Here is a 25,343-nt window from a genome sequence, read left to right as displayed (position 1 = left end):
TCGGACGAATCCCCCCTTGATCAGGATGGGGAATGAAATTGAGGGACGCGGTGCCAAGCCCCTCCGGCACGCATACTCGTCCGAAATGGCCGCACCGTCACGACGCCGGACTAATACTCTGCTTATCCCCGGCGGGATAAATTCGGGCGAGTCCGAATCCGGCGTCGCGGCCGGTGGCGTGTGAGCCGGCACGCTACAATGCCGGCGTTCCGATGCCCGAACTGTTGCGCGGGCGCACCATTGACCCGCTGATTACCCGATTTCTCTGATTCCTTCGATTCCCATGCTCGCTACCGATTCCGATCCGATCGTCGCCATTGCCACCGCTGCCGGCCGGGGTGGCATCGGGGTCGTCCGCGTGTCGTTCGGGCGCGGCGGCGAGGCGGCCGCGCTGCCGCTGATCGACGCGTTGTGCGGGCAAAAGCTCGCGCCGCGTCATGCGAGCTACGTGCCGTTCCTCGACTCGCATGGAGCGCCGCTCGACCGCGGGATCGCGCTGTATTTCCCGGCGCCGCATTCGTACACCGGCGAGCACGTGCTCGAGTTGCAGGGGCATGGCGGGCCGATCGTGATGCAGCTGCTGCTGCAGCGCTGCCTGGATGCGGGGCGCGGCTTCGGGCTGCGGCTGGCGGAGCCGGGCGAGTTCACGCGACGCGCGTTCCTGAACGACAAGCTCGATCTCGCGCAGGCCGAGGCCGTCGCCGACCTGATCGAGGCGAGCACCGAGGCGGCCGCGCGCTCGGCCGGGCGTTCGCTCGACGGTGCGTTCTCGCGGCAGATTCACGCGCTCGTCGATGACGTGATCACGCTGCGGATGCTGGTGGAGGCGACGCTCGATTTTCCGGAGGAGGAAATCGACTTCCTCGAAGCGGCCGACGCGCGCGGCAAGCTCGCGAAGATCCGCGCGCAGCTCGCGCACGTGCTCGGCGATGCGCGGCAGGGCGCGCTGTTGCGCGAAGGGCTGTCGGTCGTGCTCGCGGGGCAGCCGAACGTCGGCAAGTCGTCGCTGCTGAATGCGCTGGCGGGCGCCGAGCTGGCGATCGTCACGCCGATCGCCGGCACGACGCGCGACAAGGTCGCGCAGACGATCCAGGTCGAGGGGATTCCGCTGCACATCATCGATACGGCCGGGCTGCGCGAGACGGAGGACGAAGTCGAACGGATCGGCATTGCGCGCACGTGGAGCGAGATCGAGCGCGCGGACGTCGTGCTGCATCTGCTCGATTCGCGCACGGGGATGACGGCGGACGACGAAACGATCGCCGCGCGGTTTCCGGCCGGCGTGCCGGTGGTGCGCGTGCTGAACAAGACGGATCTGACCGGCGTGCCGGCGTGCGTCGAGCATCCGGCGGCGGAAGGCGATCTGACCGAGGTCCACCTGTCGGCGAAGCGCGGTGACGGGATCGACATGCTGCGCGCGGAGTTGTTGCGGATTGCGGGATGGCAGGCGGGGGCCGAAGGCGTCTATCTGGCGCGCGAGCGGCATCTGATCGCGCTGCGGGCCGCGCAGGAACATCTCGCGCAGGCGGCGGATCACGCCGAGCAGCGGGCGCAGTCGCTCGATCTGTTTGCCGAAGAGCTGCGGCTCGCGCAGGAGCAGCTCAATGCGATTACCGGGGAGTTCACGTCGGATGATCTGCTGGGGGTGATTTTCAGCAGGTTTTGTATCGGGAAGTGAGAGGGCACTGAGCCGTACGTTGCCGCTGCCAGCGGCGTGCCATCGAGTACGAACGGCATGGGCGCTCACGCATCGTCATGGCCGGATGCTGAAACGAATTCAAACATCCGGAATGGTGACGCAGTGCTCGGCCGGAGGGCATCAATCCCAATGACGATGATGATGGTAATACCCACCCCCACCGTAATACCCGCCACCATCAGGCACGACGATACAGCCGCTCAACAACACGGCGACGCCGGCAATCAGCAAAAGGGCCTTCTTCATCGCGTTCACCTGCTTGGGTTCAATATGAAACCCAGCATAGCGAGCGGCCCCGGCCCAGGCTGTAAGCGATCGTATCCCCGCGCCGCAATCCGTAACGGCGGATTATTCCGGTCACAATGACCGTAACAATTCGCCAAACAGCAGACGTTTCAAGCGACGACGACCCGGTTTCGCCCCGTATCCTTCGCACGATACAGCGCGGCATCGGCGGCTTCGATCAACGCGTCGGGGGTCGACAGATCGTCGGCCGACACGGTCGCGCAGCCGACGCTGACGCTCACGCGCCCGGCCGGCGAGTCGGGCATCGCGAGGTCGAGCCGCAGCACGGCGTCGCGCACTTCGTCGGCCACCACCCGCGCACCGCGCGCGCCGGTGTTCGGCAGCACGATGGCAAACTCCTCGCCGCCGTAACGCGCGACGATGTCGGCCGGCCGCCGTACCGCGCCGGCCAGCGCATTCGCGACGGCGATCAGGCACGCATCGCCCTTCACATGACCGAACGCGTCGTTGTACGCCTTGAAGCGGTCGACGTCGACCATCAGCAGCGACAGCGGTTCGCCCTGCCGCCGCGCCTGCAGGAACAGCGTATGGAAATGGTCGTTGAAGTGGCTGCGGTTGAACGCGCCGGTGAGTCCATCGCGCGCGGAAGAGCGGATCAGCGTCGCGTGCGCTTCGAACAACTGCTGATACAGCATCGTCACTTCCCACGCGAGCACGCACACGAGCACGCCGGGCGTGAACATGCTGAACACGCGCGCGACATACCAGCCGACCGTGAAGCGGTTGGTGGACAGCAGGTTCAGCGTCGTATCGGTGAGGCAGGCGAGCACCGCGATCGCGAGCCACAGGTCGAGCGTCGTGCGCAGCCGGCCCGTGACCAGCACGGCCACGAGCGCGAGCACGTTGAGGACCCACACGACGAGCGCGATGCCGCTGACGGGCAGCACGGCTGTGTCGCGGGGCGGGTGGAATGCCGGTGGCAGCGACACGTTCAGCGCGAGCGCACACAGGAGCGCCGCCGCGACGGCCGGCCCGCCGACGAGCGCGACGGTCCAGCGGCGCGTCTCTTTCGCGCCGACCGGGGCGCGCGTCAGCCGCTCGCGTGCGACCAGCGCGGCCATCACGAAGCACGGAAAGCCAGCATGCCAGAAGACCCACATCCATGCGGCGCTTTGCGGGCGCGCGCCGAGCAGGCCGTGCGGGGCGAACACGCCGGGGAAGGTGAGCAGCTGCAGCGCGACGGCGAGCGCGGTGAACGCATAGGCGCCGCCGAGCGCACCGAGCACGGGCTGGCGCGTCACGGTGAACTGCGCGCCGAGGAAGAACGCGGCGATGCTCGCGGTCGTGAATACGGTGAGCGCGCACATCGGCATGAAGGGCTCGACGGGCGGCAGCGCGACGTTCGCATGCGGCGCGGCGATCCCGAGCGTGAGCAGGATGACAAGCGCCGTCAGCGCGCCGAACCACAGCTGACGTTGCGTCGTGTGCTGGATCAGGATGCCTTCCATGGAGTCCCCCGGACACGCGTGCGACGCACCCGATCTTGCGCCGGGCGGCACGCTTGCCGATCGCGGCGCGACCGGTGCGGCCCGATCCTATCGCGTTATTGGTCGGCGCTCAAATGCCGAGCCCCGGGCCGAAGTTGCCGGCGACCCAGCGCGTGACGGCGTCGACGTCCGCGTAGTCCTGTTCGGGCAGGCCGTCGAGCATCGACAGCACTTCGTTGCTGGCGCCGGCGTCGCGCGCGGCATCGACGATCGCATCCTTGTTCGCCGGATAGCGGACGGCCGCCAGGACATCGGCGATCTGCAGGTCGATCGTTTCGTTCGGGATATCGTGCGGAGGAATGGTGGGCTTGTCGTTCACGTCGGCGTCTCGCGGGTAGGGCGGGAATCGGATCGAAGCGCAAGGGCCGTGCCCGGCATGTTACGCGGCCCGCGCTGCCTCGGCCGGCGCGGGTTGCGGATGGCGACGATCGACGTCAATGCCCGCGTCGCACGCGGCGCCACGGATGCTTCCAGTCGATGTGCGGTGCGTTCTCGTCGCGCGGATGCTGGCGACGGTGCTCCTGCCAGAGTTCGTCGGAAAACAGCGCAGCCACAATGACGAGCGGCAGCACGAGGAAAATTCCGAGGATGACTTGCTCGACCACGATAGCCTCCTTGCGGTGGCAGGAACCCTTGCTCCCATTCTAGGCTCTGAACTCCGCCCGCGTTCAATTTCTTACAGTGCGAAACGGGCCCGAACGCGGCCGCGCCGCGCGGGCGTTCCGCACGTGCGCCGGCCTCAAAAAGGACATGAACATGCAACTCCAGAACGATACCAACACGCTCGCGCTGCGGCCGCTGGAGCGCCAGGACCTGCGCTTCGTCCACGAACTCAACAACGACGCGAAGATCATGCGTTACTGGTTCGAGGAGCCGTACGAAACCTTCTCGGAACTGTCGCAGCTGTACGACCGCCACGTGCACGACCAGCGCGAGCGCCGTTTCGTCGCGGTCGATGCGCAGGACGAACTGGTCGGCCTCGTCGAGCTGATCGAGCTCGACTACATCCACCGCCGCGGCGAGTTCCAGATCATCATCGCGCCGCAGCGCCAGGGGCGCGGCTATGCGGGCCAGGCGACGCGCCTCGCGATCGAATACGCGTTCAAGGTGCTGAACATGCGCAAGCTGTACCTGATCGTCGATACGTCGAACGCGGCGGCGATCCACGTGTACGAGAAATGCGGATTCCAGCACGAGGCCGAATTGAAGGAAGAATTTTTCGGGAATGGCGCGTATCACAACGCTTATCGGATGTGCATCTTCCAACGCGATTATTTCGAGCGGCAGCAAACCGCCTGAATAAAGCAGGGTAAACACCACACCGGTAAAAGCGCTTGCGACGAGGCTTCGCGAGCGCCGAATACAGGCGGGAACTACGGATAAATACGGATACGCTTATACCTGGCATTTTTCTTGTATCAGGTATTTGCGATTCCGCGCTGCGGTAAAGTCGAATCGTTTCGGATGACTTTATGTGCATCGCATCAAAATGATCCGGATAGCGAAATGGATTATCCAAACCGTTCAATCGCCGCATTGTAACTTTGCTGAAAGCGTTGCCTGGTAACGCTCTCCGCCCGGCGGCGCGGGCCGATGCGCAGTTTGGCAGCGCTTGCCGAGGGTGCCGATTGCGCGAAAAGCAGCCTGCGCACGGGGTGCGACAATCCGCCGCCATTGCGGTCGCACAACAAATGTGCTTGCTATCGTTTACCGGTCTTCTAAAGTGAAAAACGCGGGTTCACGATCACCTTTAAACACATAGCTAACCCGGCCTGGTGCCCGCAAGCCTGGAGACAGAACATGATCAAGCGTACCGGTGTCCTTTTTGCCCTTGTCGGCGCATTTTGCGCTGTGTCGATTGCCCAGGCCGGCGGCGATTCGGCCGTCAAGCCGAAGCAGGAAATCCAGCTGACGAAGAACGCATGGGGCTGCCTGTCGAAAGACAATCTGGATTCCGTACTGAATCACGAACGTGACGGCAAGTCGCAGGCGAAGCAGCAGTACTTCGACGACTTCCGCTGTCTGTCGGTGCCGGAAGGCCAGCGTTTCCGCGTGGTGTCGGTCGATCAGGGCGACGTGCAGTTCGTCAGCGCCGACAACAGCGACCAGCAAGGCCTCTGGACCGATTCGCGCTTCGTCAAGCAGTAAGCGTCCCTTCATCGCGCTGTCGCACGACGCGCGAGCGCGCCGGCTCGACCAGCCGGCGGCGCGAACCGATCACGGCCCGGCGCCTGCCGGGCCGTTGCGCTGTGGATTGCGCATCACGCACGCCGGACGGCGCGCATTCGGTATCATCACGGCCCGACCGAACCGAATGCCCGCCCGGGCCGTATCCGCATGGCGCTGAAATCCACGATCTACAAAGCCGAACTGCAAATCGCCGACATGGATCGGCATTACTACGCCGATCATGCGCTGACGGTGGCGCGCCATCCGTCGGAAACCGACGACCGGATGATGGTGCGCATCGTCGCGTTCGCGCTGTTCGCGCACGAGCGGCTCGAATTCTGCAAGGGGCTGTCGGACGTCGACGAGCCCGACCTGTGGCAGAAGGATCTGACGGGCGCGATCGACGTGTGGATCGAGGCCGGCCAGCCCGACGAACGGCGCATCTCGAAGGCGGCCGGCCGCGCCGGGCAGGTCACGGTGATCGCCTATGGCGGCAAGACGTCGGATATCTGGTGGCAGGGCGTGCGCAGCAAGGTCGAACGGCTGCGCAACGTGCAGGTGCTGTCGCTCGCCGACGGCGTCGCGGCCGCGCTCGGGCGGCTCGCGGCGCGCACGATGCGCCTGCAATGTACGGTGCAGGACGGCACCGCGTGGATCTCGAGCGCCGACCACGATCCGGTCGCGGTCGAGTGGACGGTGCTGAAGGCGCGCGAGGGCGCATAAGGGTCCGTACGGGCCCGTCAGGGCCCGCGCGCCGGCCGCGTTCAGCCGAGCGCGGCCGGCGGCCCCTTGAATTCGACCATGTTGCCTTCGGGATCGAACAGGTAGATCGACGGCCCGTAGCCGCCGGCGCCGTAGCGCTCGGCCGGCGCGCCGGGCCGCGCGCCATGCGCGGCGAAATGGGCGATCAGTGCGTCGGGATCGAACGGCTCGACGCGCAGGCACAGATGATCGAGGTTGCGCCCGGTGCCGGGCGGGCCGCTGTCGGGCCGGTCGATCGGGCCGCCAACCGTCAGCAGGTCGATCAGCGCGTCGCCGGCGCGCAGTTGCACGAGGCCCAAGTCGGGCTGTTCCTTCTCCACATGACAACCGACGGCATCGCAGTAAAAGCGCGTCATTGCCGCCATGTCGGTCACGCGCAGCACGATGTGATCGATTCCGCGGATGGTAGGCTTCATGGGCGGGGACTCCTTCGCAGTCGACGAGCATCGAGTGTAGACGCATCGCGCCTGCGCTGCCGCTCGGAACGCGGCACAATCGACGGACGAAAAAAAGCCCGTTCACGCAGAGCGGAACGGGCTTAATCCATATCAGGAGGAGACATGGAGGAGACAGTTCCAACTATACACACGGCGATGGTGCGACGCAATATTCCGATTGCAAAAAAACGTCAGGACGGCGATTTGTCGCATCCGCACTGCAGCAAAACGGTGACGGGACGATGACGAAAACGGCGCTGGAGCAGCCGCCGCGCGCGTTTCGTCGGATTTGATCTTTAACGATGCGACCCCCGGCTCGCCGGCACGAATCACAGAGCAAGATTCGGGGCGCGACGGCATGTGTCGATGGCTAGAGTAGGCACCATCTACACTAGAGAGTGCGAGGTTCAGATGAAAACCGCCTATCCGACCGACGATGCCCGCTGGGGCGCCGTGACCGAGCGCGATCCGCATGCGGACGGCGCGTTCTTCTATGCCGTCAGCACGACCGGCGTGTTCTGCCGCCCGACCTGCGCGTCGCGGCAGCCGCGCCGCGAGAACGTGTCCTTTTTCGCCGATCCGGCGGCCGCGCGCGCGGCCGGCTTCCGGCCCTGCAAGCGTTGCCAGCCGGAAGGGCTGCCGCGCGAGCTGGAAATCGTCAATCGTGCATGCGCGGTGCTCGACGCGCACGCCGAGCGGCTCACGCTGCAGCAGTTGAGCGACGCCGTGCACGTGAGCCCGTTCCACTTGCAGCGGCTCTTCAAACGTGTGGTCGGCGTGTCGCCGCGGCAGTACCAGGCCGCGCAGCGCGGCGCCGCGTTGCGGCAGGCGCTGCAAAGCGGGCAGCCGGTCACGCAGGCAGCCGTCGACGCGGGGTTCAACTCGCCGTCGCGGCTCTATGCGTCGGTGCCGCGCGAGTTGGGGATGGCGCCGTCCGCGTTCCGCCGCCAGGGCGCCGGCCTGCGGATCGACTATGCGACCGCGTCGACGTCGCTCGGCACGGTGCTCGTTGCCGCCACCGAACAGGGCATCTGCCGGATCGCATTCGGCGACGACGCGGCGTCGCTCGTCGGCGAGCTGAACGACACGTTCGCACGCGCCGAACTGGTTGAAGCGTCGGCCCGGCTCGCGCCGTTCGTCACGCAGATCCGCGCGTACCTCGACGGCACGCGGCAGGCGTTCGACCTGCCGCTCGACATCGCGCCGACCGCGTTCCAGCAGCGCGTGTGGGAAGCGCTGACGCATATCCCGTACGGTGAAACGCGCAGCTATTCGGAGATCGCCGAGGCGCTCGGTTCGCCGCGCGCGGTGCGGGCGGTCGCGTCCGCGTGCGCGTCGAATCCGGTCGCGCTCGCGATTCCGTGCCACCGCGTCGTGCAGAAGGGCGGCGCGCTCGCCGGCTATCGCTGGGGCGTGCGCCGCAAGGCGACGCTGCTCGCGGCCGAGGCGCGCCATGTTCACCACGATGAAGCCGAAGCCGAGACGGAGGGCAGTGCGGTTTGAGCATCGAGAAAACAACGATTACCTCCCTCGCGGACGGCGGCCCTGTGCCGCCGTCCGCGCAGATGGAACTGCGCTACAAGGCGCCGTACGACTGGGCGCGCGTGCTGCGCTTCTTCAGCGGGCGCGCGATTCCCGGTGTCGAGCAGGTCGCGGACGGCGTGTATCGCCGCATCGTCGATCTGCACGGCGATGCGGGCCGGCTCACCGTCACGAAACATCCGCGCAAGCATTGCCTGATCGCGACCGTCGAAGGGGCGGTCGCGCGTCACGTCGACGATGCGTTCGCCGCACGCGTCGCGACGATGTTCGACCTTGGTGCCGATCCGGCCGCGATCGGCGGCGGCCTCGCGCGCGATCCGTGGTTCGCGCCGCTCGTCGCGGCCGCGCCGGGGCTGCGCGTGCCGGGTGCGTGGTCGGGGTTCGAGCTGGCCGTGCGCGCGATCGTCGGCCAGCAGGTGAGCGTGAAGGCCGCGACGACGATCGTCGGCCGGCTCGTCGAACGGGCCGGCGAACGCGTGATTCATGAAGACGACGGCGCGCCCGCGTGGCGGTTCCCGACACCCGACGCGCTGGCCGCGTGCGATCTCGACAAGATCGGGATGCCCGGCAAGCGCGTGGCCGCGCTGACCGGCGTGGCGCGCGCGGTGGCGGCCGGCGACGTGCCGGTCGATCGTGCGCATGCCGATCTCGCGACGCTGCGCAGCGCGTGGCTCGATCTGCCCGGCATCGGCCCATGGACCGTCGAATACATCGCGATGCGCGCATGGCGCGACCCGGACGCGTGGCCGGCATCCGATCTCGTGCTGATGCAGTCGATCGCCGCGCGCGACCCGGCGCTCGACCGGCTCGCCAGCCAGAAGCACCGCACCGAAGGCTGGCGGCCGTGGCGTGCGTATGCGGCGCTGCATCTGTGGAACGAAGTGGCCGACCGGGCAGGCGGCGCGCGCGGCGGGTAATCGCGGCGCGGCCGGGTGCGACCGCAAGGAGGCGGCGCCGCAATCCGTCGCGCACGCGGTGCCGGCATGCGGCAAGCGCCGGGGCGTGACGCGGCGCCGTCACGGCGCTTCCGCCCCCTCCGGTGCCGGCCGAATGTAGCGCGTGCGATGCCTGCGCACGCGTCGTTTCGCGATCGATCCAGCGGCAAGGTTGCACCTGCCGCCACCCGTTCGCCATTCACATTCCATCCGACGAATTGCGGTGACCGCCGTGCCGATCAGCTTCGTCGGGAACCGGTGATACGGACCGGGACTGCCGCGCCCGCCCCGCCCGATCACCCGCTCAGGCCCGTGCGCCGTGCCCGGAGCCACCTCAAGCGCGGCTTCCGGCGAGATGTTAAAGTGCCCGCTACCAACGAAGCGACCAACAATCCAGCCGGCCGCGCGCGGCGTTCTGCGCGCGGCCGTCACGCACTTGCGTCTCCATGTCGAACACCATGACTCACCGCCAGTCCGAACTGCTGCTGAAACGCCTCGACGCGCTGAGCTCGGGCCCGACGCGGCAGCATCTGCCCGACGGCCTGCGCGGCATCGAGAAGGAAAGCCTGCGCGTGACGCGCGACGGGATGATCGCGTTCACGCCGCATCCGCGCGCGCTCGGTTCGGCGCTCACGCATCCGGCGCTGACGACCGACTATTCCGAAGCGCTGATCGAACTGATCACGCCCGCGGAGCGCGACGCCGCGCTCACGCTCGAACGCCTCGACGATCTGCATCGCTACGTCTATGCATCGCTTGGCGACGAGATCCTGTGGAACGATTCGATGCCCGGCCTGCTGCCGGCCGACGACCAGATCCCGATCGCCAACTACGGCACGTCGAACATCGGCCGCCTGAAGACGGTGTACCGCCGCGGCCTCGCGTATCGCTATGGCCGCACGATGCAGTGCATCGCCGGCATCCACTACAACTACTCGTTGCACGAGGAAGTGTGGCGGCGCCTGCATGAGGAAGAAGGGTCGACGGCGACGCTCGTCGATTACCAGTCGGAACGCTATCTCGCGCAGATCCGCAACTTCCGCCGCCGCAGCTGGCTGCTGATGTATCTGTTCGGCGCGTCGCCGGTGCTCGACACGAAGTTCCTGCGCGGCAAGCCGCACAAGCTCGACACGTTCGACGCCGATACGCTGTACCGGCCGTATGCGACCAGCCTGCGCATGAGCGATCTCGGCTACTCGAACACGACGGCCCAGGCCGCGCTGCACGTCGACTACAACACGCTGCCGGGCTATCTCGACGCGCTGTCGAAGGCCGTGAGCGAGCCGTATCCGGCGTACGAGGCGATCGGCACGCATCGCGACGGCGAGTGGATCCAGATCAACACGAACGTGCTGCAGATCGAGAACGAGTTCTACTCGACGATCCGGCCGAAGCGCGTCACGTATTCGGGCGAGCGGCCGCTGCATGCGCTTGCGTCGCGCGGCGTGCAGTACATCGAAGTGCGCTGCCTCGACATCGACCCGTTCGAGCCGACCGGCATCGCGCTGGAGACCGCGCGCTTCATCGACGCGTTCCTGCTCGCCTGCGCGCTCGACGACAGCGCGCCGCTCGACTGCGATGCGTACAAGGAAGCGAACGCGAACTTCGGCAGCGTGACGCTGGACGGCCGCAAGCCGGGGCTCGCGCTGACGCGCGAAGGTCGATCGGTCACGCTGCAGCAGTGGGCCGATGAACTGATGGCCGATATCGAAATCGTCGGTCGCCGGCTCGACGAAATCCGCGGCGGCGACGAACATGCGCGCGCGATCGCCGCGCAGCGCGAGAAGCTCGCCGATCCGGAGCGCACGCCGTCGGCGCGCGTGCTGCGTACGATGCGCGAGAACGGCCAGTCGTTCCTCGCCTTCGGGCTCGCGCAGAGCGAAGCGCATGCCGCGCATTTCCGCGCGCATCCGCCGTCGGCCGAGACGCTGCACACCGAGCAGGCGCTTGCCGCCAAGTCGCTGGCCGAGCAGGCCGAGCTCGAAGCGAAGGAGGCCGGATCGTTCGACGCATTCGTCGCCGCCTATCGCGCCTATACGCTGAACCGCTTCAGCGTGTGACGATCGCGCGTGCGGCCGGCGCAGCGTGTGCCGTGCCGCTGCCGTGCGATCCATCTGGTTCCGTCGGTGAGCCGGTCAGTGATGCGCATACGTGCCGCGATCGACCGCGTGCGGCAGCGCCGGCTTGCCTGATTCTCCGGTCGCCCGGCCGTCGCTGCCGTAACCGGCAACGTCACCTTCACCGCGCGCCTGCGCGGCACGCTGCATGACCGCCTGCATGTTCCGCGGAAAGTCGGGACTGCTTGCGAGGCTCGTCCGGTAGCCTACGGCCTCCAGTTCCACGAGTTCCTGGCGGACTTGCGCGCGGGTGAGCGTCGACGCGGCTTGCGCGTGAGCGGCGAACGCCGCGCCGATCAGCACGAACGCGCATGCCGCGTGTTTCATCGTCTTCATCGTGTGTGCTCCGTGAGGTTCCGGTGCCGCGCCATCGCCGGCGCGGCCGGAAACGATGCAGCCAGTCTAGGCTTCGGAGGCCAAACGAAACATCCTCGTGGCTGGCAGTCACCTTTTCCGGCCGCGACGGGTTTCCTGTCGAACGCGCCAGCCGCACGCCATCTGCCGGCCAGCGTGCGGCGGCCGGTTCGCACCGGCTCGCCCGCATCGGGCTTCTCCCCCTTGTACAAGCGCGTCGCGCCTCCTAACCTCTTTTAAGCGACCGATCGGTTGGCCGCGCAACGTCGTTGCGTACGCAAGCGCCTGATCGTGGCCGTGACTGCAGGACATCGCCTTGACCCGAACCCGGCGCATCGAGATGCGAACCCGGGTCGACTCTGGAGACACGATGAATCCCACCGACGCCCTACCGCCCGGCATCGTCTTCGCGCAACCGTTGACGCCCGTCGCCCACTCGCTGCTCCTGTCGTTCCTCGTCGCGGTGATCCCGATCGCGGTCGCGCTGATCGCGCTCGGCGTGCTGCGCCGCCCCGCGTGGCAGGCATCGCTCGCCGGGCTCATCGCGGGCCTCGCGGTGGCGATCGGTGCGTGGGGGATGCCGGCCGGGCTCGCATTCAACGCGGTCGGCGCCGGCATGGCGCTCGCGGTCGTGCCGGTGATGTGGATCGTCTTCAACGCGCTGCTGCTGTACAACATCGCGGTGAAGTCGGGCCGCTTCGACCAGTTCCGGCAGTGGATGCTCGATAACCTGCCCGACGATCGCCGCCTTGTGCTGCTCGTCGTCGCGTTCTCGTTCGGCTGCCTGCTCGAAGGGATCTCCGGATTCGGCACGCCGGTCGCGATCACGAGCGCGCTGCTGATCGCGCTCGGCTTTCCTGCGCTCGAAGCGCTCACCTATACGCTGCTGTTCAACACGGCGCCGGTCGCGTTCGGCGCGCTCGGCGTGCCGATCACCGTGCTCGGCGCGGTCACGTCGCTGCCGCCCGCGACGCTCGCGCAGATGGTCGGCCGCCAGTTGCCGTTCTTCGCGCTGCTGCTGCCGTTCTACGTGGTCGGCGCGTATGGCGGGCTGCGCTCGATCGCGAAGCTGTGGCCCGCGCTGCTCGTGTCGGGCGGCAGCTTCGCGCTCGCGCAGTTCGTCACGTCGAACTTCCTCGGCTACCAGCTCACCGACGTGCTGTCGTCGCTCACGTCGCTGATCGTGACGATCGGCTTCCTGCAGCTGTGGAAGCCGCAGCCCGATCCACAATACGCGCTCGCGCGCAGCGTGCCGGCCGCCGCCGGCGCCGCGCGCGCGGGTTTCGGCGGCTGGCTGCCGTGGCTCGTCGTGTCGGTGGTCGTGATCGTGTGGGTGCACGCGAACATCGCGGCGATCGGCGACGTGAAGATCAAGTGGCCGGGCCTGCACAACGCCGTATACGTGTCGCTGTATCACAAGCCGTACGCGGCGATCTGGGATTTCCAGCCGCTCGGCACGGGCACCGCGATCCTGCTATCGGCGGTCATCACGGCCGCGCTGACGCGCACCGGCCCCGGCGCGTTCGTCGAATGCGTGGTGAAGACGTGGCGGCAAACGTGGATCGCGATCGTCACGGTGATGATGATCGTCGGGCTCGCGTACCTGCTGAACTACTCGGGCATCAGCTACACGCTCGGCACCGGCGTCGCGTCGACCGGTGCGCTGTTCCCGCTGGTGTCGGCATCGCTCGGCTGGATCGCGGTGTTCCTGTCCGGCAGCGACACGTCGGGCAACGCGCTGTTCGGCAACCTGCAGGTCGTCGCCGCCCGGCAGCTCGGCCTCGATCCGGTGCTGATGGCCGCCACCAACTCGTCGGGCGGCGTGATGGGCAAGATGATCTCGCCGCAGAACATCGCGACGGGCGTGTCGACGACGGACCTGAAAGGGCAGGAGGGTGTCGTGTTCGCACGCACCTTCTGGCACAGCGTGATCCTCACGCTGTTGCTCGGCGTGCTGGTGTTCCTGCAGCAGCACGTGCTGACGTGGATGATTCCGGCGCTGCCGAAGTGACGCGCGGCGCGGCGACAGAAGGAAGGCACGAGGAACGCAACGAGGGAAGGCGCGGGAAAAGCGCCACGTAGTGTGCGGAAGCGGTGAACGCGCGGCGGCTCAGCGCGCGTTCGCCCGCCGCATCGTTCGTCCGGTTTTGATCGCGTCGGCAGCATCGACCACGCCGGCCGCTTCGCCGCCGCCCGGCAGGATGCACGCAAGGAACGCATCGATCGCGGGGCTCTGGCGGCGCGCTTTCAGGTAGTACACGTATTCGTCGATCGTCGTGTCGACGCCGCGCAGCGTGATCACGCGCAGGTCCGGATGGCGTTCGGCCTCGCCGAGCGGAAACAGGCTGCCGCCGACGCCATGCAGGATCGCCTCGCGAATCGCTTCGCGGCTGCCGATCTCGGCGACCGACGTCGCCGCGACGCCGGCCGCGGCGAGGATCGTCTCCGTGCAGCGGCGCGTGACCGACCCTTCCTCGCGAATCAGCAGCCGCACGTCGGCGAGCCGCGCCGCGTCGATCGACTCGAACCGCGCGAGCGGATGATGGCGGTGCACGACGAGCACGAGCGGATCGGTCGAGATCACCTTGCGTTCGAGGCCGTCGGCGTCGTTGCGCTGCGACGAGACCGCGAGATCGATGCGGAATTCCTGCAGCGCCTGCAGGATTTCCTCGGAGTTGCCGATCCGGCACGTGAGCGCGATCGACGGGTGCGCGCTCGAGAAGCGGCCGACCGCATCCATGATGTAGTACGGGCCCGTCGCGCCGATCCGCAGATGGCCCTCGAACAGGCCGCCGACGTTGCGCAGCATGATGTCGGCCTGCGCCTCGAGCGCGATCATCTTCTCGACGAGCGGCAGCAGCTCGATGCCCGTCTCGGTCACCTCGAGCTTGCGGCCGCTGCGGTAGAACAGCTCGACGCCGTACACCTGCTCGACCTGCCGGATCTGCGCGGCAATCGTCGGCTGGCTCACGCCCAGGTGGCGCGCAGCGCGCGTGATGCTGCCCTGCCGGACGGTCGCGTGGAACGCCTTCAGCTGATCGAACACGACTCGGCTTCTCCCCTCTTCATCGCGCGTCAGCGTAGCGCACGGATATGTCGGCCGGATGAAAGGCGCGCCGTGCGAGACTTCGAAAAAAAGCTGGGGGTGACCGCAAGAAACCTGCGGGAACCGGTCACGGCCGGGACATGCCGGTGCGGGGTAATAACGGCGACGCCAGATCGCCGGCCCGCTCGCCCGGCGCCCCCACTCCCACCGACCACAGGTGCTCTTCATGTCTTCGAACAATCGACGCGATTTCCTGCGCCTCGCCGCGCAGTCGGCCGGCGCGATGGCCGCCTACGCGGGCTTCCCGCCCGCGATCCGCAATGCGCTGGCGATGCCGGCCGCCTATCGCACCGGCACGATCCGCGACGTGGAGCACGTCGTGATCTTCATGCAGGAAAACCGTTCGTTCGACCATTACTTCGGCGGACTGCGCGGCGTGCGCGGTTTCAACGACCCGCGCCCGCACCTGCTGCCGAACGGCGCACCGGTGTGGCAACAGCCGCCGGCGTCGGTGTTCACGAAGAACTACCATTCGCGCGGGCTCGATCCGTCGGCGCCGTACGTGCTGCCGTTCTATCTCGATCCGAAGCAGACGACCGAATTCCAGCCGGGCACCAACCACGGCTGGAGCAGCGGCCACCTGTCCTGGAACAACGGCCAGTGGGACCAGTGGGTGAACCAGAAGCAGGACGTGCTGACGATGGGCTACCTGAAGCGCCAGGATCTCACGTACCACTACGCGCTCGCCGACGCGTTCACGATCTGCGATTCGTACTTCTGCTCCGCGCATGCCGACACGGCGCCGAACCGCATCTACCTGTGGACCGGCACGGTCGACTCGCGCAACGTCTACGGCAGCGCGCCGAACGGCCCGGGCATCGGCGAGCGCAACGACGTGAACGGCTACACGTGGACGACCTACGCCGAACGGCTCGAGAACGCGAAGATCAGCTGGAAGGTGTACCAGGGCGGCACCGGCATCCCGGGCGACCCGACCGACAACTACACCGACAACTCGCTGATGTTCTTCAAGCGCTTCCAGGTGAAGGAAGGCGCGAGCGGCCCGCTGGTCGACAAGGGCGCGTCGGACCACACGCTCGCTGAGCTGAAGGCCGACGTGCAGGCCAACCGGTTGCCGCAGGTGTCGTGGATCGTGTCGCCGTACAAGTACAGCGAGCACCCGCAGGCGTCGCCGACCGACGGCGCGTTCTACATCAACATGGTGCTCGAGGCGCTGACGTCGAACCCCGAGGTGTGGGCGAAGACGGTGTTCATCCTGAACTACGACGAGAACGACGGGCTGTTCGACCACGTCGTGCCGCCGGTGCCGCCGGTCACGAGCGGCGTGGGCGGGCAGGGCATCGTGTCGTCGAACCTGCTGTCGAACCTCGGCGACGAGCTGCTTGACCTGAACAAGTACCCGGGCGAAATGAGCCCGCTCGTGCCGGGCGCCGACCCGGGCGGCATCCAGCCGATCGGCCTCGGGCCGCGCGTGCCGCTGATCATCATCTCGCCGTGGACGAAGGGCGGCTGGGTCTGCTCGGAGACGTTCGACCATACGTCGGTGCTGCGTTTCCTCGAAGCGCGCTTCGGCGTGAAGGAGCCGAACATCAGCGCGTGGCGCCGGTCGATCTGCGGCGACCTCACGTCGGCGTTCGACTTCTCCGCGCGTCCCGACACGCGCACGGTGAGCTTCACGGTGCCGCAGCACCTCGCCACCGCCGGCCAGGCGTACCAGGTGCCCGCGCAGCAGTCGATGCCGGCGCAGGAGCCCGGCACGCGTCCGGCGCGTGCGCTGCCGTACGAGCTGTTCGTGCACAGCCGCGTGGGCGCGCATGACGACACGGTGTCGCTCGACTTCGCGAACACCGGCGACGCGGGCGCCGCGTTCTACGTGTACGACCGCCGCAACCCGGCGACGCCGCCGCGCCGCTACGCGGTGTCCGCGCGCGACCGCTTCGTCGATACGTGGAGCACGTCGGCCGCGCGCGGCGAGTACCATCTGGCCGCCTACGGCCCGAACGGCTATCTGTGCGAATTCCAGGGCAACACGCGGCTCGCCGCGGACGGCCGCCACGCGAACCCCGAAGCGAAGATCGGCTACGACGTGCGCAATCGCCACGTGTACCTGCAACTGCGCAACAGCGGCCGCGCGACGTGCCGCGTGACGGTCGACAACGCGTACAGCCATGCGCATGCACGCACCTACACGCTGGAGCCGGGCGAGCGCGTCGAGGGGCACTTCGAGCTGTCGTCGAGCCACGGCTGGTACGATCTGACGATCACCGCGACCACGCTGCGCGGCGGCGACGACAAGGTCGTGCGCCGCTTCGCGGGCCACGTCGAGACGGGCCGGCCGAGCCACAGCGATCCGGGGCCGGTGAAGCAGACGGCCTGACGGCGCGACGCGGCGGTCGTGCGAAGCGGGGCAGTTCGCCCGTAGCGCGCGACCACCGCGTGCCGATTGCAGGCGGGTGGCGCTCCGCCCCGCAGGATTGGCTTTTGGAAACTGAAAACTGTTGACAATGTGTCGGGCCGAGGGTATACAAGGATCATTCGCCGATATGGCGCCCTCGTTTTCATCCACAGCCCCGCTGCCTGCCCGACCATGACTGCCCCGAACGCGCTCAGCGCCATCGAACTCCTGCAAAGCCAGTCGCTCGCGATGATCGTCCAGGACATGCTCGAGCGCGCGATCGTCTCCGGCGAATACGCGCCCGGCGAAAAGCTCAACGAAGTCGAGATCGCGACCAGGCTGAACGTGTCGCGCGGCCCGGTGCGCGAGGCGTTTCGCGCGCTGGAGCAGGCCGGCCTGCTGCGCAACGAGAAGAATCGCGGCGTGACCGTGCGGGTCGTGCCGCTGCGTGAGGCCGAGGAGATCTACGAAGTGCGCGCGATGCTCGACGAATCGGTCGCACGCGCGCTCGCGAAGCGCATCTCGCCCGATACGCTGAAGGTGCTGAAGGGCATCATCCAGTCGATGAAGGACGCCGCGAAGACGCACGACGTCACGCGCTATACCGAGCTGAACGTGCAGTTCCACGACGCGATGGTCGTCGGCGTCGGCAATACCCATCTCACCGATACCTACCGCCGGCTCGTGCGCCAGCTCGGCCTGCTGCGCCAGGCGGCGATCGAGGCCGAGGCGGATGCGATCGCCGTGTCGGCGGCCGAGCACGACAAGATCGTGCAGGCGCTCGCGGCCGGCGACGAGGACAAGGCCGTCGCGCTCGTGCGCGAGCACGTCGCGCACGGCCTCGCGCGGATGCGCCGTACGCACGACGAGCAGGGGCTGCCCGCGACGGGCAAGGCGGCGCGGGAGAAGGCCGGCGCGTAAGCGTCGGTCAATGCCCGCGCGGGCTGCCGCGCACCGGCAAAGGGACGCGTCGCCGCGTCCCTTTTTCGTTGTGCGTTCCGTTCAGCGTTTCGTCACGCCTTGTCCGCCTTCCCCGCCGCGCTCGCGAATTTCGCGAGCCACGTATCGACCACTGACGGCTGCCGGCTCTCGTCCTCCGCGCGCTCCTTGCGGCGGATCGCGTTGCGCACGACGTGCGCGCCGACATAGCGGATCGGCTCCGGCGGGAAATGGCCGAGCGGGCCGCGCACGATCGGGCTGCGCGTCCATGCGTTGTCGAGGCCGAGCACCAGCGACGACAGGATCTGCCCGCCCATGTAGGTCGGCCCGACGCCATTGCCCGAATAGCCGAAGCCGTAGAACACGTTCGGCGCGTCATCGAGGCGGCCGAAGAACGGGAAACCCGTCACCGAACGATCCGACGGCCCGTTCCAGCTCGCGGTGATCGGCACGCCGGCGAGCGACGGGAAGAATTCGCGCAGGCTGCGCGTGAGCTGCGCCTCGTACGGCGAGCGGCGGTCGAACACGGGCGCGATGCGGCTGCGCCACGAGAACGTGTTGCCGCCTTTGCCGAGCATCAGCCGCCCGTCGGCGGTCGTGCGGTAGTAGTACACGAAGATCCGCGAATCGAGCACCGATACGCCGTCCACGAGCCCGGTCCGCGCGAGCAGCTCGGGGCATTTCTCGGTGATCACCATGTCGCTCGACACCACCGCGATCGTCCGTTCGAACTGCGGGAAGCGGCTCGCCATCCACGCATTGATCGCGAACACGAGCTTGCCCGCCGTGACGCTGCCGGACGGCGTACGCACGACGGCCGGCTGGCCGGGCGTGAAGTCGAGCATCGGCGTGCGCTCGTAGATGCGGATGCCCATCGCAAGCGCGACGCGGCGCAGCCCGCGCACGAGCTTGCCGGGATGCACGGTCGCGGCGATCGGCGAGTAGACGCCGTCGAGATTGCGCGCGGAGCCCGAGCGGCGCGCGACTTCGGCGGACGGCAGCGGCTCGTAGCTGTGGATGCCGCACGCGGCGAGCGCGTCGAGCACCGGCGCGAGCGTGCCGACCTGCGCGCCCGACGTCGCGGTGTACAGCGTGCCGTCGAGCCGCAATTCGGCGTCGATGTCGTGCGCGCGGCAGAAATCGGCGATGTGCTGCACGGCCGCTTCCGATGCCTTAACGAGCCGGATCGCCTCGGCTTCGCCGAACAGGCGCCGCAGCGTCAGGAATTTCGCGGACCACGTGAGCAGGCAGCCGCCGTTGCGGCCGCTCGCGCCCGCGCCGCACAGGTCGGCCTCGAGGATCGCGATGTCGAGCGCGGGGTCGTGCTGCTTCGCCTGGATCGCGGTCCAGAGGCCCGTGAAGCCGCCGCCGACGATGCACACGTCGGCCTGCGTCGCGCCTTGCAGCGCGGGGGCGAGATCGCCGTCGTTGAACAGCGCTTGTTCGATCCAGAAGGGTCGCATCGGGTGCCATGCCGGTAAGGGTCGAAGATTGCCGTGCGGCGCACGACGGGAAAGCAAAAAACGAAAACGAAACCGCCGCACGGCGATGGACGGCGGCGGCGGGGCGCGCAGCGCGGCTTGGTGCATCGCGTCGCATCGTCGGGCCGCCGCTTCGGCCGATACGCGGCGCACGCCCATCGTCTTCAGCGTGCCCGCGATCGCCGCGACGGCGCCGGGAATCCCGGCTTCGCCGAAATGGTCGACGCAGCCGGCGCGGACCGCATCGACCTTGGCGAGCTTGCCCGGATGCCGACTGTAGTCACGCTTTTTGACCGCCTGATAAAAACCGCGCCGCGGCAGAGGGCGGATGCGCGGCCGCCACACCTTGCATGCGCATCATCCATTTTGCCGTTTGCTTTCTGTTCTCTGCATGTTGTTGACAATCTACAAATCATCGACTTTAATGTCAAGCGTCGAAAACAGCAGTGGCCACGGCGCGGGCGCCGACCGCTCAACCCCCTTCGAACCGAAAAGAATGAACGTCATGACTGAAACGCCTGTATCCGTGGAAGTGAACGGCCGCCGCTACAACTGGATGAGCCGGCCCGTGGTGGTCGTCTGCGTCGATGGCTGCGCATACGAATATCTGGAGGAAGCCGCCGAGGCCGGCGTCGCGCCGTTCCTGCGCACGCTGCTGAAGCCCGGCACGGCGCTCAAGGGCGAGTGCGTGGTGCCGAGTTTCACCAATCCGAACAACCTGTCGATCGTCACCGGCGTGCCGCCGGCGATCCACGGGATAAGCGGCAACTACTTCTACGATCGCGACACCGGCGCCGAGGTGCTGATGAACGATCCGAAGTACCTCGTCGCGCCCACCGTGCTCGCGACCTTCGCCGAGCAGGGTGCGCGCGTCGCGGTCGTCACCGCGAAGGACAAGCTGCGCCGCCTGCTCGGCAAGGGGCTCAAGGGCATCTGCTTCTCGTCGGAAAAGGCCGATGAAGCGAGCGTCGAGGAAAACGGCATCGACCACGTGCTCGAGCTGGTCGGCAAGCCGGTGCCGAGCGTGTACAGCGCGGACCTGTCGGAATTCGTGTTCGCGGCCGGCGTGCGCCTGCTCGAGACGCGCCCGATCGACCTGATGTACCTGTCGACGACCGACTACGTGCAGCACAAGTGCGCACCGGGCACGCCCGGCGCGAACGCGTTCTACGCGATGATGGACACCTACCTGCAGCGCCTCGACGCACTCGGCGCGATCGTCGCGATCACCGCCGATCACGGGATGAACGCGAAGCACGACGACGCGACCGGCGAGCCGAACGTGATCTACCTGCAGGAGCTGTTCGACGAATGGCTCGGCCACGATGCGGCGCGTGTGATCCTGCCGATCACCGACCCGTACGTCGTGCACCACGGCGCGCTCGGTTCGTTCGCGACCGTCTACGTGCCTGGCGACGCCGACACCGACGCGCTGCGCGCGCGGCTCGCCGCGGTCGACGGCATCGAGGTCGTGCTGACGGGCGCCGAAGGCTGCGCGCGCTTCGAGCTGCCGCCCGCGCGGATGGGCGACCTGATCGTGATCTCGAAGCAGGACGTCGTGCTCGGCACGCGCCGCATCAAGCACGACCTGTCGGGCCTCGACGTGCCGCTGCGCTCGCACGGCGGGATCTCCGAGCAGATCGTGCCGCTGATCTTCAGCAAGCCGGTCGCGACCGACGTCACGGGCCGCGCGCGGCTGCGCAACTTCGACATCATCGACATCGCGCTCAACCATCTGCAGTGACGCGGCCGCATCCGCCAGGAGACACTCATGAACGCCATTGCAGCATCGACGGATGTCCGCACGCCTCATCGTGAAGCACTGCGAATCGACGGTGAAAAGATCTACCGCGACGCGGTGATCGAAGTACGCAACCCGTACGACGGCACGCTGGTCGGCACCGTGCCGAAGGCGACGCTCGACGACGTGCGCCGCGCCTTCGCCGTTGCGCGTGCGTACCGGCCGACGCTCACGCGCCACGATCGCGCGGCGATCCTGCGTCGCGCGGCCGACATCGTGCGGGCGTGCACCGCCGAGATCGCGGCGCTGATCACGGCCGAGGCCGGGTTGTGCCTCAAGGATTCGACGTACGAAGCCGGCCGCGTGGCCGACGTGCTGACCTTCGGCGCCGGCGAAGTGCTGAAGGACGACGGGCAGATCTTCTCGTGCGACCTGACGCCGCACGGCAAGAAGCGCCGCGTGTACACGCAACGCGACCCGCTGCTCGGCGTGATTTCGGCGATCACGCCGTTCAACCATCCGATGAACCAGGTCGCGCACAAGATCGTGCCGTCGGTGGCGACCAACAACCGGATCGTCGTGAAGCCGTCGGAGAAGGTGCCGCTGTCGTGTTATCGCTTCGCGGACATCCTGTACGAAGCCGGCCTGCCGCCGCAGATGCTGCAGGTGATCACCGGCGACCCGAAGGAGATCGCCGACGAGCTGATCACGAACCCGGCGATCGACATGATCACGTTCACCGGCGGCGTGTCGATCGGCAAGTCGATCGCCGCGCGGATGGGCTACCGGCGCGCGGTGCTCGAACTCGGCGGCAACGATCCGATCATCGTGATGGAAGACGCCGATCTCGACGAAGCGAGCACGCTCGCGGTGTCGGGCTCGTACAAGAATTCCGGGCAGCGCTGCACGGCGATCAAGCGGATGCTCGTGCACGAGGCGGTGGCCGATCGCTTCACGGAGCTGGTCGTCGAGAAGACGCGCGCCTGGTCGTACGGCAATCCGTCCGATCCGTCGGTCGACATGGGCACCGTGATCGACGAAGCGGCCGCGAAATTCTGCGAGCAGCAGGTGAACGACGCGATCGCGCGCGGGGCGCGGCTGCTGGTCGGCAACGTGCGCGACGGCGCGCTGTATTCGCCGACGGTGGTCGATCGCGTGACCCCCGACATGCCGCTGGTCAAGCATGAAACCTTCGGGCCGGTGTCGCCGATCATGCGTTTTCGCGACATCGACGAGGCGATCCGGATGTCGAACAGCACCGACTACGCGCTGTCGTCGTCGGTATGCACGAACCGCTTCGACCACATCACGCGCTTCATCACCGAGCTGGAAGTCGGCAGCGTGAACGTGCGCGAGGTGCCCGGCTACCGGCTCGAACTGACGCCGTTCGGCGGCGTGAAGGATTCGGGACTCGGGTACAAGGAGGGCGTGCAGGAAGCGATGAAGAGCTTCACGAATACCAAGACGTATTCGCTGCCGTGGTAAGCGACGTGTAAGGCGCCCGCGCCGGCATCGTGGCCGGTGCGGGCGTTATTCGATCGGCTCATATCGTTAGCCGATTTGCGTTTTTGCCGGCCCTCCACGCATCGGTAGAATTCGCGGACCTCTCGAACGGCGCAGGCGCGCCGGCGGGATGATCCTCTCCAATCATTCGGGGTCCGCACCATGAAATTCCTCCGCTCCATTCTGGTCGTCGCGCTGCTGCAGGCTGCCGCGGCCACCAGTGCGCTGGCTGCCGACGACCTGTCGCAGATCAAGTCGGCCGGCGTGTTCCGCGTCGGCACCGAAGGCACCTATGCGCCGTTCACGTACCACGACGAGACCGGCAAGCTGACGGGCTTCGACGTCGACATCGCGACCGCGATCGCGCAGCGCCTCGGGGTGAAGCCGCAGTTCGTCGAAGGCAAATGGGACGGGCTGATCGCGGGGCTCGACGTGAACCGCTACGACGCGGTCGTCAACGAAGTGTCGATCACCGACGCGCGCAAGGCGAAATACGATTTCTCGACGCCGTACATCACGTCGCACGCGGTGCTGATCGTGCGCGCGGACAACACGACGATCCGCTCGTTCGACGACCTGAAGGGCAAGAAATCCGCGAACACGCTGACCAGCAATTTCGGCAAGCTCGCGGCCGCGCACGGCGCCGACGTGGTGCCCGTGCAGGGCTTCAACGAATCGATCGACCTGCTGACGTCCGGCCGCGTCGATGCGACGATCAACGACTCGCTGTCGTACCTCGATTTCCGCAAGCACAAGCCCGACGCGAAACTGAAGATCGCGGCGACCGACACGACCGGCGCGGGCGACGCATCCGGCGTGCTGCTGCGCAAGGGCAGCCCCGCGCTGGTGGCGGCGATCGACAAGGCGCTCGCGGACATCAAGGCGGACGGTACCTACGCGAAGATCTCGCAGAAGTACTTCGGCCGCGACGTGTCGCAGCCGTGACGCGAGGCTGAACGATGCCGGCCTGGCTGCACCTGATGGCGGAATCGCTGCGGCCCCTGCTCGTTGCAGGGCTCGTGTTTACGGTTCCGCTCACGCTCGCGTCGTTCGCGATCGGTTTATTGCTTGCGTTCGGCGCGGCGCTCACGCGGCTGTTCGGGCCGCGCTGGGCGCAGGCCGTCGTGCGGTTCTATATCTGGCTGTTTCGCGGCTCGCCGCTGCTCGTGCAACTGTTCGTGATCTTCTACGGATTGCCGAACGTCGGCATCGTGCTCGATCCGCTGACGGCCGCCGTGATCGGTTTCTCGCTGAACGTCGGCGCATACAACGCGGAAGTGATTCGCGGCGTGATCGAATCGATGCCCAAGGGGCAGTGGGAGGCCGCGTACTCGATGTCGATGACGCGCGCGCAGGCACTGCGTCGCGCGATCCTGCCGCAGGCCGCGCGTGTCGCGCTGCCCGCGCTGTCGAATTCATTCATTTCGCTCGTGAAGGACACGTCGCTCGCTGCCGTGCTGACGGTGCCCGAGATCTTCCAGGCCGCGCAACGCATCGCGGCCGTGACCTACGAGCCGCTGATCCTCTATACCGAAGCCGCGCTGATCTACCTGCTGTTCAGCTCGGTGCTGTCGTCGCTACAACGCCGGCTGGAGCTTCGCTTCGGCCGCCACGCGCTGTTCCAGGCGGAGTTGCGATGATCCGCCTCGAACGCATCGACAAGTCGTTCGGCACGCACCGCGTGCTGAGCGGGATCGACCTCGCGCTGCAGCCGGGCAGCGTGACCGCGCTGATCGGCCCGTCCGGCAGCGGCAAGAGCACGCTGCTGCGCTGCGTGAACCTGCTCGAAGTGCCGGAGGCGGGTGCGCTGGTCGTCGGCGATGCGCGCATCGACTTCGTGCCGGCGCGCCGGCCGTCGCGCGACGCGGTGTTCGCGGTGCGCAAGCAGACCGGCATGGTGTTCCAGAACTTCCAGTTGTTTCCGCACCTGAGCGTCGTGCAGAACGTGATGGAGGGGCTCGTGACCGTGCAGCGCTGGCCGCGCGAGCGGGCCCGGGAGCGCGCGCTCGCGCTGCTCGACAAGGTCGGCATCGCGGACAAGGCCGACGCATGGCCGGCCACGCTGTCGGGCGGACAGCAGCAGCGCGTGGCGATCGCGCGGGCGCTCGCGCCGTCGCCGCAGGTGCTGCTGTGCGACGAGCCGACGTCGGCGCTCGATCCGGAGCTGTCCGTCGAAGTGGTCGAGGTGCTGCGCCAGCTCGCGCGCGAAGGCACGACGATGCTGATGGCCACGCACGACCTGCGTCTGGCCGCGTCGATCGCGCATGATGCGGTGTTCCTCGCCGATGGCCGCATCGTCGAAGCGGGCGCGTCGCGCGACCTGTTCGGCCGGCCGCGCGACCCGCGCACCGCGAAGTTCGTCGCGACGCTCGCGCAAGGCGTGCCGGCGTTCTGACGCGGCACGTAACA

General features: G+C 67.5%; 24 protein-coding genes. 16 read left to right on the top strand and 8 right to left on the bottom strand.

What is annotated here, in order from left to right:
* The first annotated feature begins 283 nt into the window (after positions 1-283).
* Positions 284-1,678, top strand: coding sequence for a tRNA uridine-5-carboxymethylaminomethyl(34) synthesis GTPase MnmE (gene mnmE, locus JMF86_RS15810; protein ID WP_201317050.1), 1,395 nt, complete (start codon positions 284-286; stop codon positions 1,676-1,678).
* Between the two features lie 141 nt (positions 1,679-1,819).
* Here mnmE and JMF86_RS35300 read toward each other — a convergent pair whose 3' ends face one another.
* The 4 genes from JMF86_RS35300 to JMF86_RS15795 all read right to left on the bottom strand — a co-directional run bounded on the left by JMF86_RS35300 (position 1,820) and on the right by JMF86_RS15795 (position 4,097).
* Entirely contained in the window at positions 1,820-1,945 is a 126-nt protein-coding gene (locus JMF86_RS35300; RefSeq protein ID WP_256097665.1) for a hypothetical protein, read from the bottom strand.
* A gap of 149 nt (positions 1,946-2,094) precedes the next feature.
* On the bottom strand, positions 2,095-3,453 hold the full coding sequence (locus JMF86_RS15805) for a sensor domain-containing diguanylate cyclase (RefSeq protein WP_201317049.1): 1,359 nt from the start codon (positions 3,451-3,453) through the stop codon (positions 2,095-2,097).
* A 109-nt stretch (positions 3,454-3,562) separates the two neighbouring features.
* Positions 3,563-3,811, bottom strand: coding sequence for a DUF2795 domain-containing protein (locus JMF86_RS15800; protein ID WP_006489924.1), 249 nt, complete (start codon positions 3,809-3,811; stop codon positions 3,563-3,565).
* A 115-nt stretch (positions 3,812-3,926) separates the two neighbouring features.
* Entirely contained in the window at positions 3,927-4,097 is a 171-nt protein-coding gene (locus JMF86_RS15795; RefSeq protein ID WP_006477422.1) for a hypothetical protein, read from the bottom strand.
* A gap of 151 nt (positions 4,098-4,248) precedes the next feature.
* Between JMF86_RS15795 and speG the strand changes: the two genes are divergently transcribed.
* From speG to JMF86_RS15780, 3 genes are all read left to right on the top strand, one after another.
* Entirely contained in the window at positions 4,249-4,791 is a 543-nt protein-coding gene (speG, locus tag JMF86_RS15790) for a spermidine N1-acetyltransferase (protein ID WP_011546509.1), read from the top strand.
* A gap of 501 nt (positions 4,792-5,292) precedes the next feature.
* The gene (gene sap1, locus JMF86_RS15785; RefSeq protein ID WP_006477424.1) at positions 5,293-5,640 is read left to right on the top strand and encodes a surface attachment protein Sap1; all 348 of its coding nucleotides are present in this window, start codon (positions 5,293-5,295) and stop codon (positions 5,638-5,640) included.
* A gap of 189 nt (positions 5,641-5,829) precedes the next feature.
* Entirely contained in the window at positions 5,830-6,384 is a 555-nt protein-coding gene (locus tag JMF86_RS15780; protein WP_006477425.1) for a YaeQ family protein, read from the top strand.
* 41 nt (positions 6,385-6,425) lie between these two features.
* On the opposite strand, the gene JMF86_RS15775 is transcribed toward JMF86_RS15780, so the two are convergent.
* Positions 6,426-6,839, bottom strand: a complete 414-nt coding sequence (locus JMF86_RS15775; RefSeq protein WP_006498690.1) for a VOC family protein — start codon at positions 6,837-6,839, stop codon at positions 6,426-6,428.
* Between the two features lie 432 nt (positions 6,840-7,271).
* Between JMF86_RS15775 and ada the strand changes: the two genes are divergently transcribed.
* The 3 genes from ada to gshA all read left to right on the top strand — a co-directional run bounded on the left by ada (position 7,272) and on the right by gshA (position 11,397).
* On the top strand, positions 7,272-8,363 hold the full coding sequence (gene ada / locus JMF86_RS15770; RefSeq protein WP_124622275.1) for a bifunctional DNA-binding transcriptional regulator/O6-methylguanine-DNA methyltransferase Ada: 1,092 nt from the start codon (positions 7,272-7,274) through the stop codon (positions 8,361-8,363).
* On the top strand, positions 8,360-9,319 hold the full coding sequence (locus JMF86_RS15765) for a DNA-3-methyladenine glycosylase (protein ID WP_200160895.1): 960 nt from the start codon (positions 8,360-8,362) through the stop codon (positions 9,317-9,319). The genes ada and JMF86_RS15765 overlap by 4 nt, the downstream gene beginning before the upstream one ends.
* Positions 9,320-9,783: 464 nt before the next feature.
* Positions 9,784-11,397, top strand: coding sequence for a glutamate--cysteine ligase (gene gshA / locus JMF86_RS15760; RefSeq protein WP_200160894.1), 1,614 nt, complete (start codon positions 9,784-9,786; stop codon positions 11,395-11,397).
* 75 nt (positions 11,398-11,472) lie between these two features.
* Here gshA and JMF86_RS15755 read toward each other — a convergent pair whose 3' ends face one another.
* On the bottom strand, positions 11,473-11,790 hold the full coding sequence (locus JMF86_RS15755; RefSeq protein WP_201317048.1) for a DUF4148 domain-containing protein: 318 nt from the start codon (positions 11,788-11,790) through the stop codon (positions 11,473-11,475).
* Positions 11,791-12,178: 388 nt separating this feature from the next.
* Here JMF86_RS15755 and JMF86_RS15750 point away from each other — a divergent pair, with 388 nt between their 5' ends.
* Complete coding sequence (locus tag JMF86_RS15750) at positions 12,179-13,819, top strand: L-lactate permease (RefSeq protein ID WP_175788768.1); 1,641 nt, start codon at positions 12,179-12,181, stop codon at positions 13,817-13,819.
* A gap of 99 nt (positions 13,820-13,918) precedes the next feature.
* On the opposite strand, the gene JMF86_RS15745 is transcribed toward JMF86_RS15750, so the two are convergent.
* Positions 13,919-14,854 carry a LysR family transcriptional regulator gene (locus tag JMF86_RS15745; RefSeq protein ID WP_200160892.1) on the bottom strand — a complete coding sequence of 312 codons (936 nt, stop codon included), beginning with the start codon at positions 14,852-14,854 and terminating at the stop codon, positions 13,919-13,921.
* Between the two features lie 226 nt (positions 14,855-15,080).
* Between JMF86_RS15745 and JMF86_RS15740 the strand changes: the two genes are divergently transcribed.
* Positions 15,081-17,252, top strand: a complete 2,172-nt coding sequence (locus tag JMF86_RS15740; protein ID WP_011546501.1) for a phosphocholine-specific phospholipase C — start codon at positions 15,081-15,083, stop codon at positions 17,250-17,252.
* 210 nt (positions 17,253-17,462) lie between these two features.
* The gene (locus tag JMF86_RS15735; RefSeq protein ID WP_011546500.1) at positions 17,463-18,191 is read left to right on the top strand and encodes a phosphonate utilization associated transcriptional regulator; all 729 of its coding nucleotides are present in this window, start codon (positions 17,463-17,465) and stop codon (positions 18,189-18,191) included.
* Positions 18,192-18,283: 92 nt separating this feature from the next.
* On the opposite strand, the gene JMF86_RS15730 is transcribed toward JMF86_RS15735, so the two are convergent.
* Complete coding sequence (locus JMF86_RS15730; protein WP_011694448.1) at positions 18,284-19,672, bottom strand: FAD-dependent oxidoreductase; 1,389 nt, start codon at positions 19,670-19,672, stop codon at positions 18,284-18,286.
* Positions 19,673-19,705: 33 nt separating this feature from the next.
* Here JMF86_RS15730 and JMF86_RS15725 point away from each other — a divergent pair, with 33 nt between their 5' ends.
* The 6 genes from JMF86_RS15725 to JMF86_RS15700 all read left to right on the top strand — a co-directional run bounded on the left by JMF86_RS15725 (position 19,706) and on the right by JMF86_RS15700 (position 25,329).
* Positions 19,706-20,203, top strand: a complete 498-nt coding sequence (locus tag JMF86_RS15725; protein ID WP_127479564.1) for a hypothetical protein — start codon at positions 19,706-19,708, stop codon at positions 20,201-20,203.
* On the top strand, positions 20,196-21,434 hold the full coding sequence (gene phnA / locus JMF86_RS15720) for a phosphonoacetate hydrolase (protein ID WP_011694447.1): 1,239 nt from the start codon (positions 20,196-20,198) through the stop codon (positions 21,432-21,434). The genes JMF86_RS15725 and phnA overlap by 8 nt, the downstream gene beginning before the upstream one ends.
* 27 nt (positions 21,435-21,461) lie before the next feature.
* A complete protein-coding gene (gene phnY, locus JMF86_RS15715; protein WP_011694446.1) occupies positions 21,462-22,916 on the top strand; it encodes a phosphonoacetaldehyde dehydrogenase in 1,455 nt (484 codons plus the stop codon).
* Positions 22,917-23,096: 180 nt separating this feature from the next.
* Entirely contained in the window at positions 23,097-23,879 is a 783-nt protein-coding gene (locus JMF86_RS15710) for an amino acid ABC transporter substrate-binding protein (protein ID WP_011546496.1), read from the top strand.
* 14 nt (positions 23,880-23,893) lie between these two features.
* A complete protein-coding gene (locus JMF86_RS15705) occupies positions 23,894-24,574 on the top strand; it encodes an amino acid ABC transporter permease (protein WP_011546495.1) in 681 nt (226 codons plus the stop codon).
* Complete coding sequence (locus JMF86_RS15700; protein ID WP_011694444.1) at positions 24,571-25,329, top strand: amino acid ABC transporter ATP-binding protein; 759 nt, start codon at positions 24,571-24,573, stop codon at positions 25,327-25,329. Before JMF86_RS15705 ends, JMF86_RS15700 begins: the two co-directional genes overlap by 4 nt.
* Positions 25,330-25,343: the final 14 nt, after the last annotated feature.

The sequence above is a fragment of the Burkholderia sp. E168m15 genome (assembly GCF_016586105.1).
In the GTDB taxonomy this organism is placed as follows: Bacteria; Pseudomonadota; Gammaproteobacteria; order Burkholderiales; family Burkholderiaceae; genus Burkholderia; species Burkholderia orbicola.
This window is presented reverse-complemented; position numbering and strand designations above follow the sequence as displayed.

Excerpts from the sequence above, each read along its gene's own strand:
- sap1 (WP_006477424.1), top strand. The coding sequence starts at position 5,293 with ATGATCAAGCGTACCGGTGTCCTTTTTGCCCTTGTCGGCGCATTTTGC.
- phnY (WP_011694446.1), top strand. The coding sequence starts at position 21,462 with ATGAACGCCATTGCAGCATCGACGGATGTCCGCACGCCTCATCGTGAA.
- JMF86_RS15710 (WP_011546496.1), top strand. The coding sequence starts at position 23,097 with ATGAAATTCCTCCGCTCCATTCTGGTCGTCGCGCTGCTGCAGGCTGCC.
- phnA (WP_011694447.1), top strand. The coding sequence starts at position 20,196 with ATGACTGAAACGCCTGTATCCGTGGAAGTGAACGGCCGCCGCTACAAC.
- JMF86_RS15750 (WP_175788768.1), top strand. The coding sequence starts at position 12,179 with ATGAATCCCACCGACGCCCTACCGCCCGGCATCGTCTTCGCGCAACCG.
- JMF86_RS15740 (WP_011546501.1), top strand. The coding sequence starts at position 15,081 with ATGTCTTCGAACAATCGACGCGATTTCCTGCGCCTCGCCGCGCAGTCG.
- JMF86_RS35300 (WP_256097665.1), bottom strand. The coding sequence starts at position 1,945 with ATGAAGAAGGCCCTTTTGCTGATTGCCGGCGTCGCCGTGTTGTTGAGC.
- JMF86_RS15755 (WP_201317048.1), bottom strand. The coding sequence starts at position 11,790 with ATGAAGACGATGAAACACGCGGCATGCGCGTTCGTGCTGATCGGCGCG.
- mnmE (WP_201317050.1), top strand. The coding sequence starts at position 284 with ATGCTCGCTACCGATTCCGATCCGATCGTCGCCATTGCCACCGCTGCC.
- JMF86_RS15735 (WP_011546500.1), top strand. The coding sequence starts at position 17,463 with ATGACTGCCCCGAACGCGCTCAGCGCCATCGAACTCCTGCAAAGCCAG.
- JMF86_RS15705 (WP_011546495.1), top strand. The coding sequence starts at position 23,894 with ATGCCGGCCTGGCTGCACCTGATGGCGGAATCGCTGCGGCCCCTGCTC.
- speG (WP_011546509.1), top strand. The coding sequence starts at position 4,249 with ATGCAACTCCAGAACGATACCAACACGCTCGCGCTGCGGCCGCTGGAG.
- JMF86_RS15805 (WP_201317049.1), bottom strand. The coding sequence starts at position 3,453 with ATGGAAGGCATCCTGATCCAGCACACGACGCAACGTCAGCTGTGGTTC.
- JMF86_RS15700 (WP_011694444.1), top strand. The coding sequence starts at position 24,571 with ATGATCCGCCTCGAACGCATCGACAAGTCGTTCGGCACGCACCGCGTG.
- ada (WP_124622275.1), top strand. The coding sequence starts at position 7,272 with ATGAAAACCGCCTATCCGACCGACGATGCCCGCTGGGGCGCCGTGACC.
- gshA (WP_200160894.1), top strand. The coding sequence starts at position 9,784 with ATGTCGAACACCATGACTCACCGCCAGTCCGAACTGCTGCTGAAACGC.
- JMF86_RS15780 (WP_006477425.1), top strand. The coding sequence starts at position 5,830 with ATGGCGCTGAAATCCACGATCTACAAAGCCGAACTGCAAATCGCCGAC.
- JMF86_RS15730 (WP_011694448.1), bottom strand. The coding sequence starts at position 19,672 with ATGCGACCCTTCTGGATCGAACAAGCGCTGTTCAACGACGGCGATCTC.
- JMF86_RS15775 (WP_006498690.1), bottom strand. The coding sequence starts at position 6,839 with ATGAAGCCTACCATCCGCGGAATCGATCACATCGTGCTGCGCGTGACC.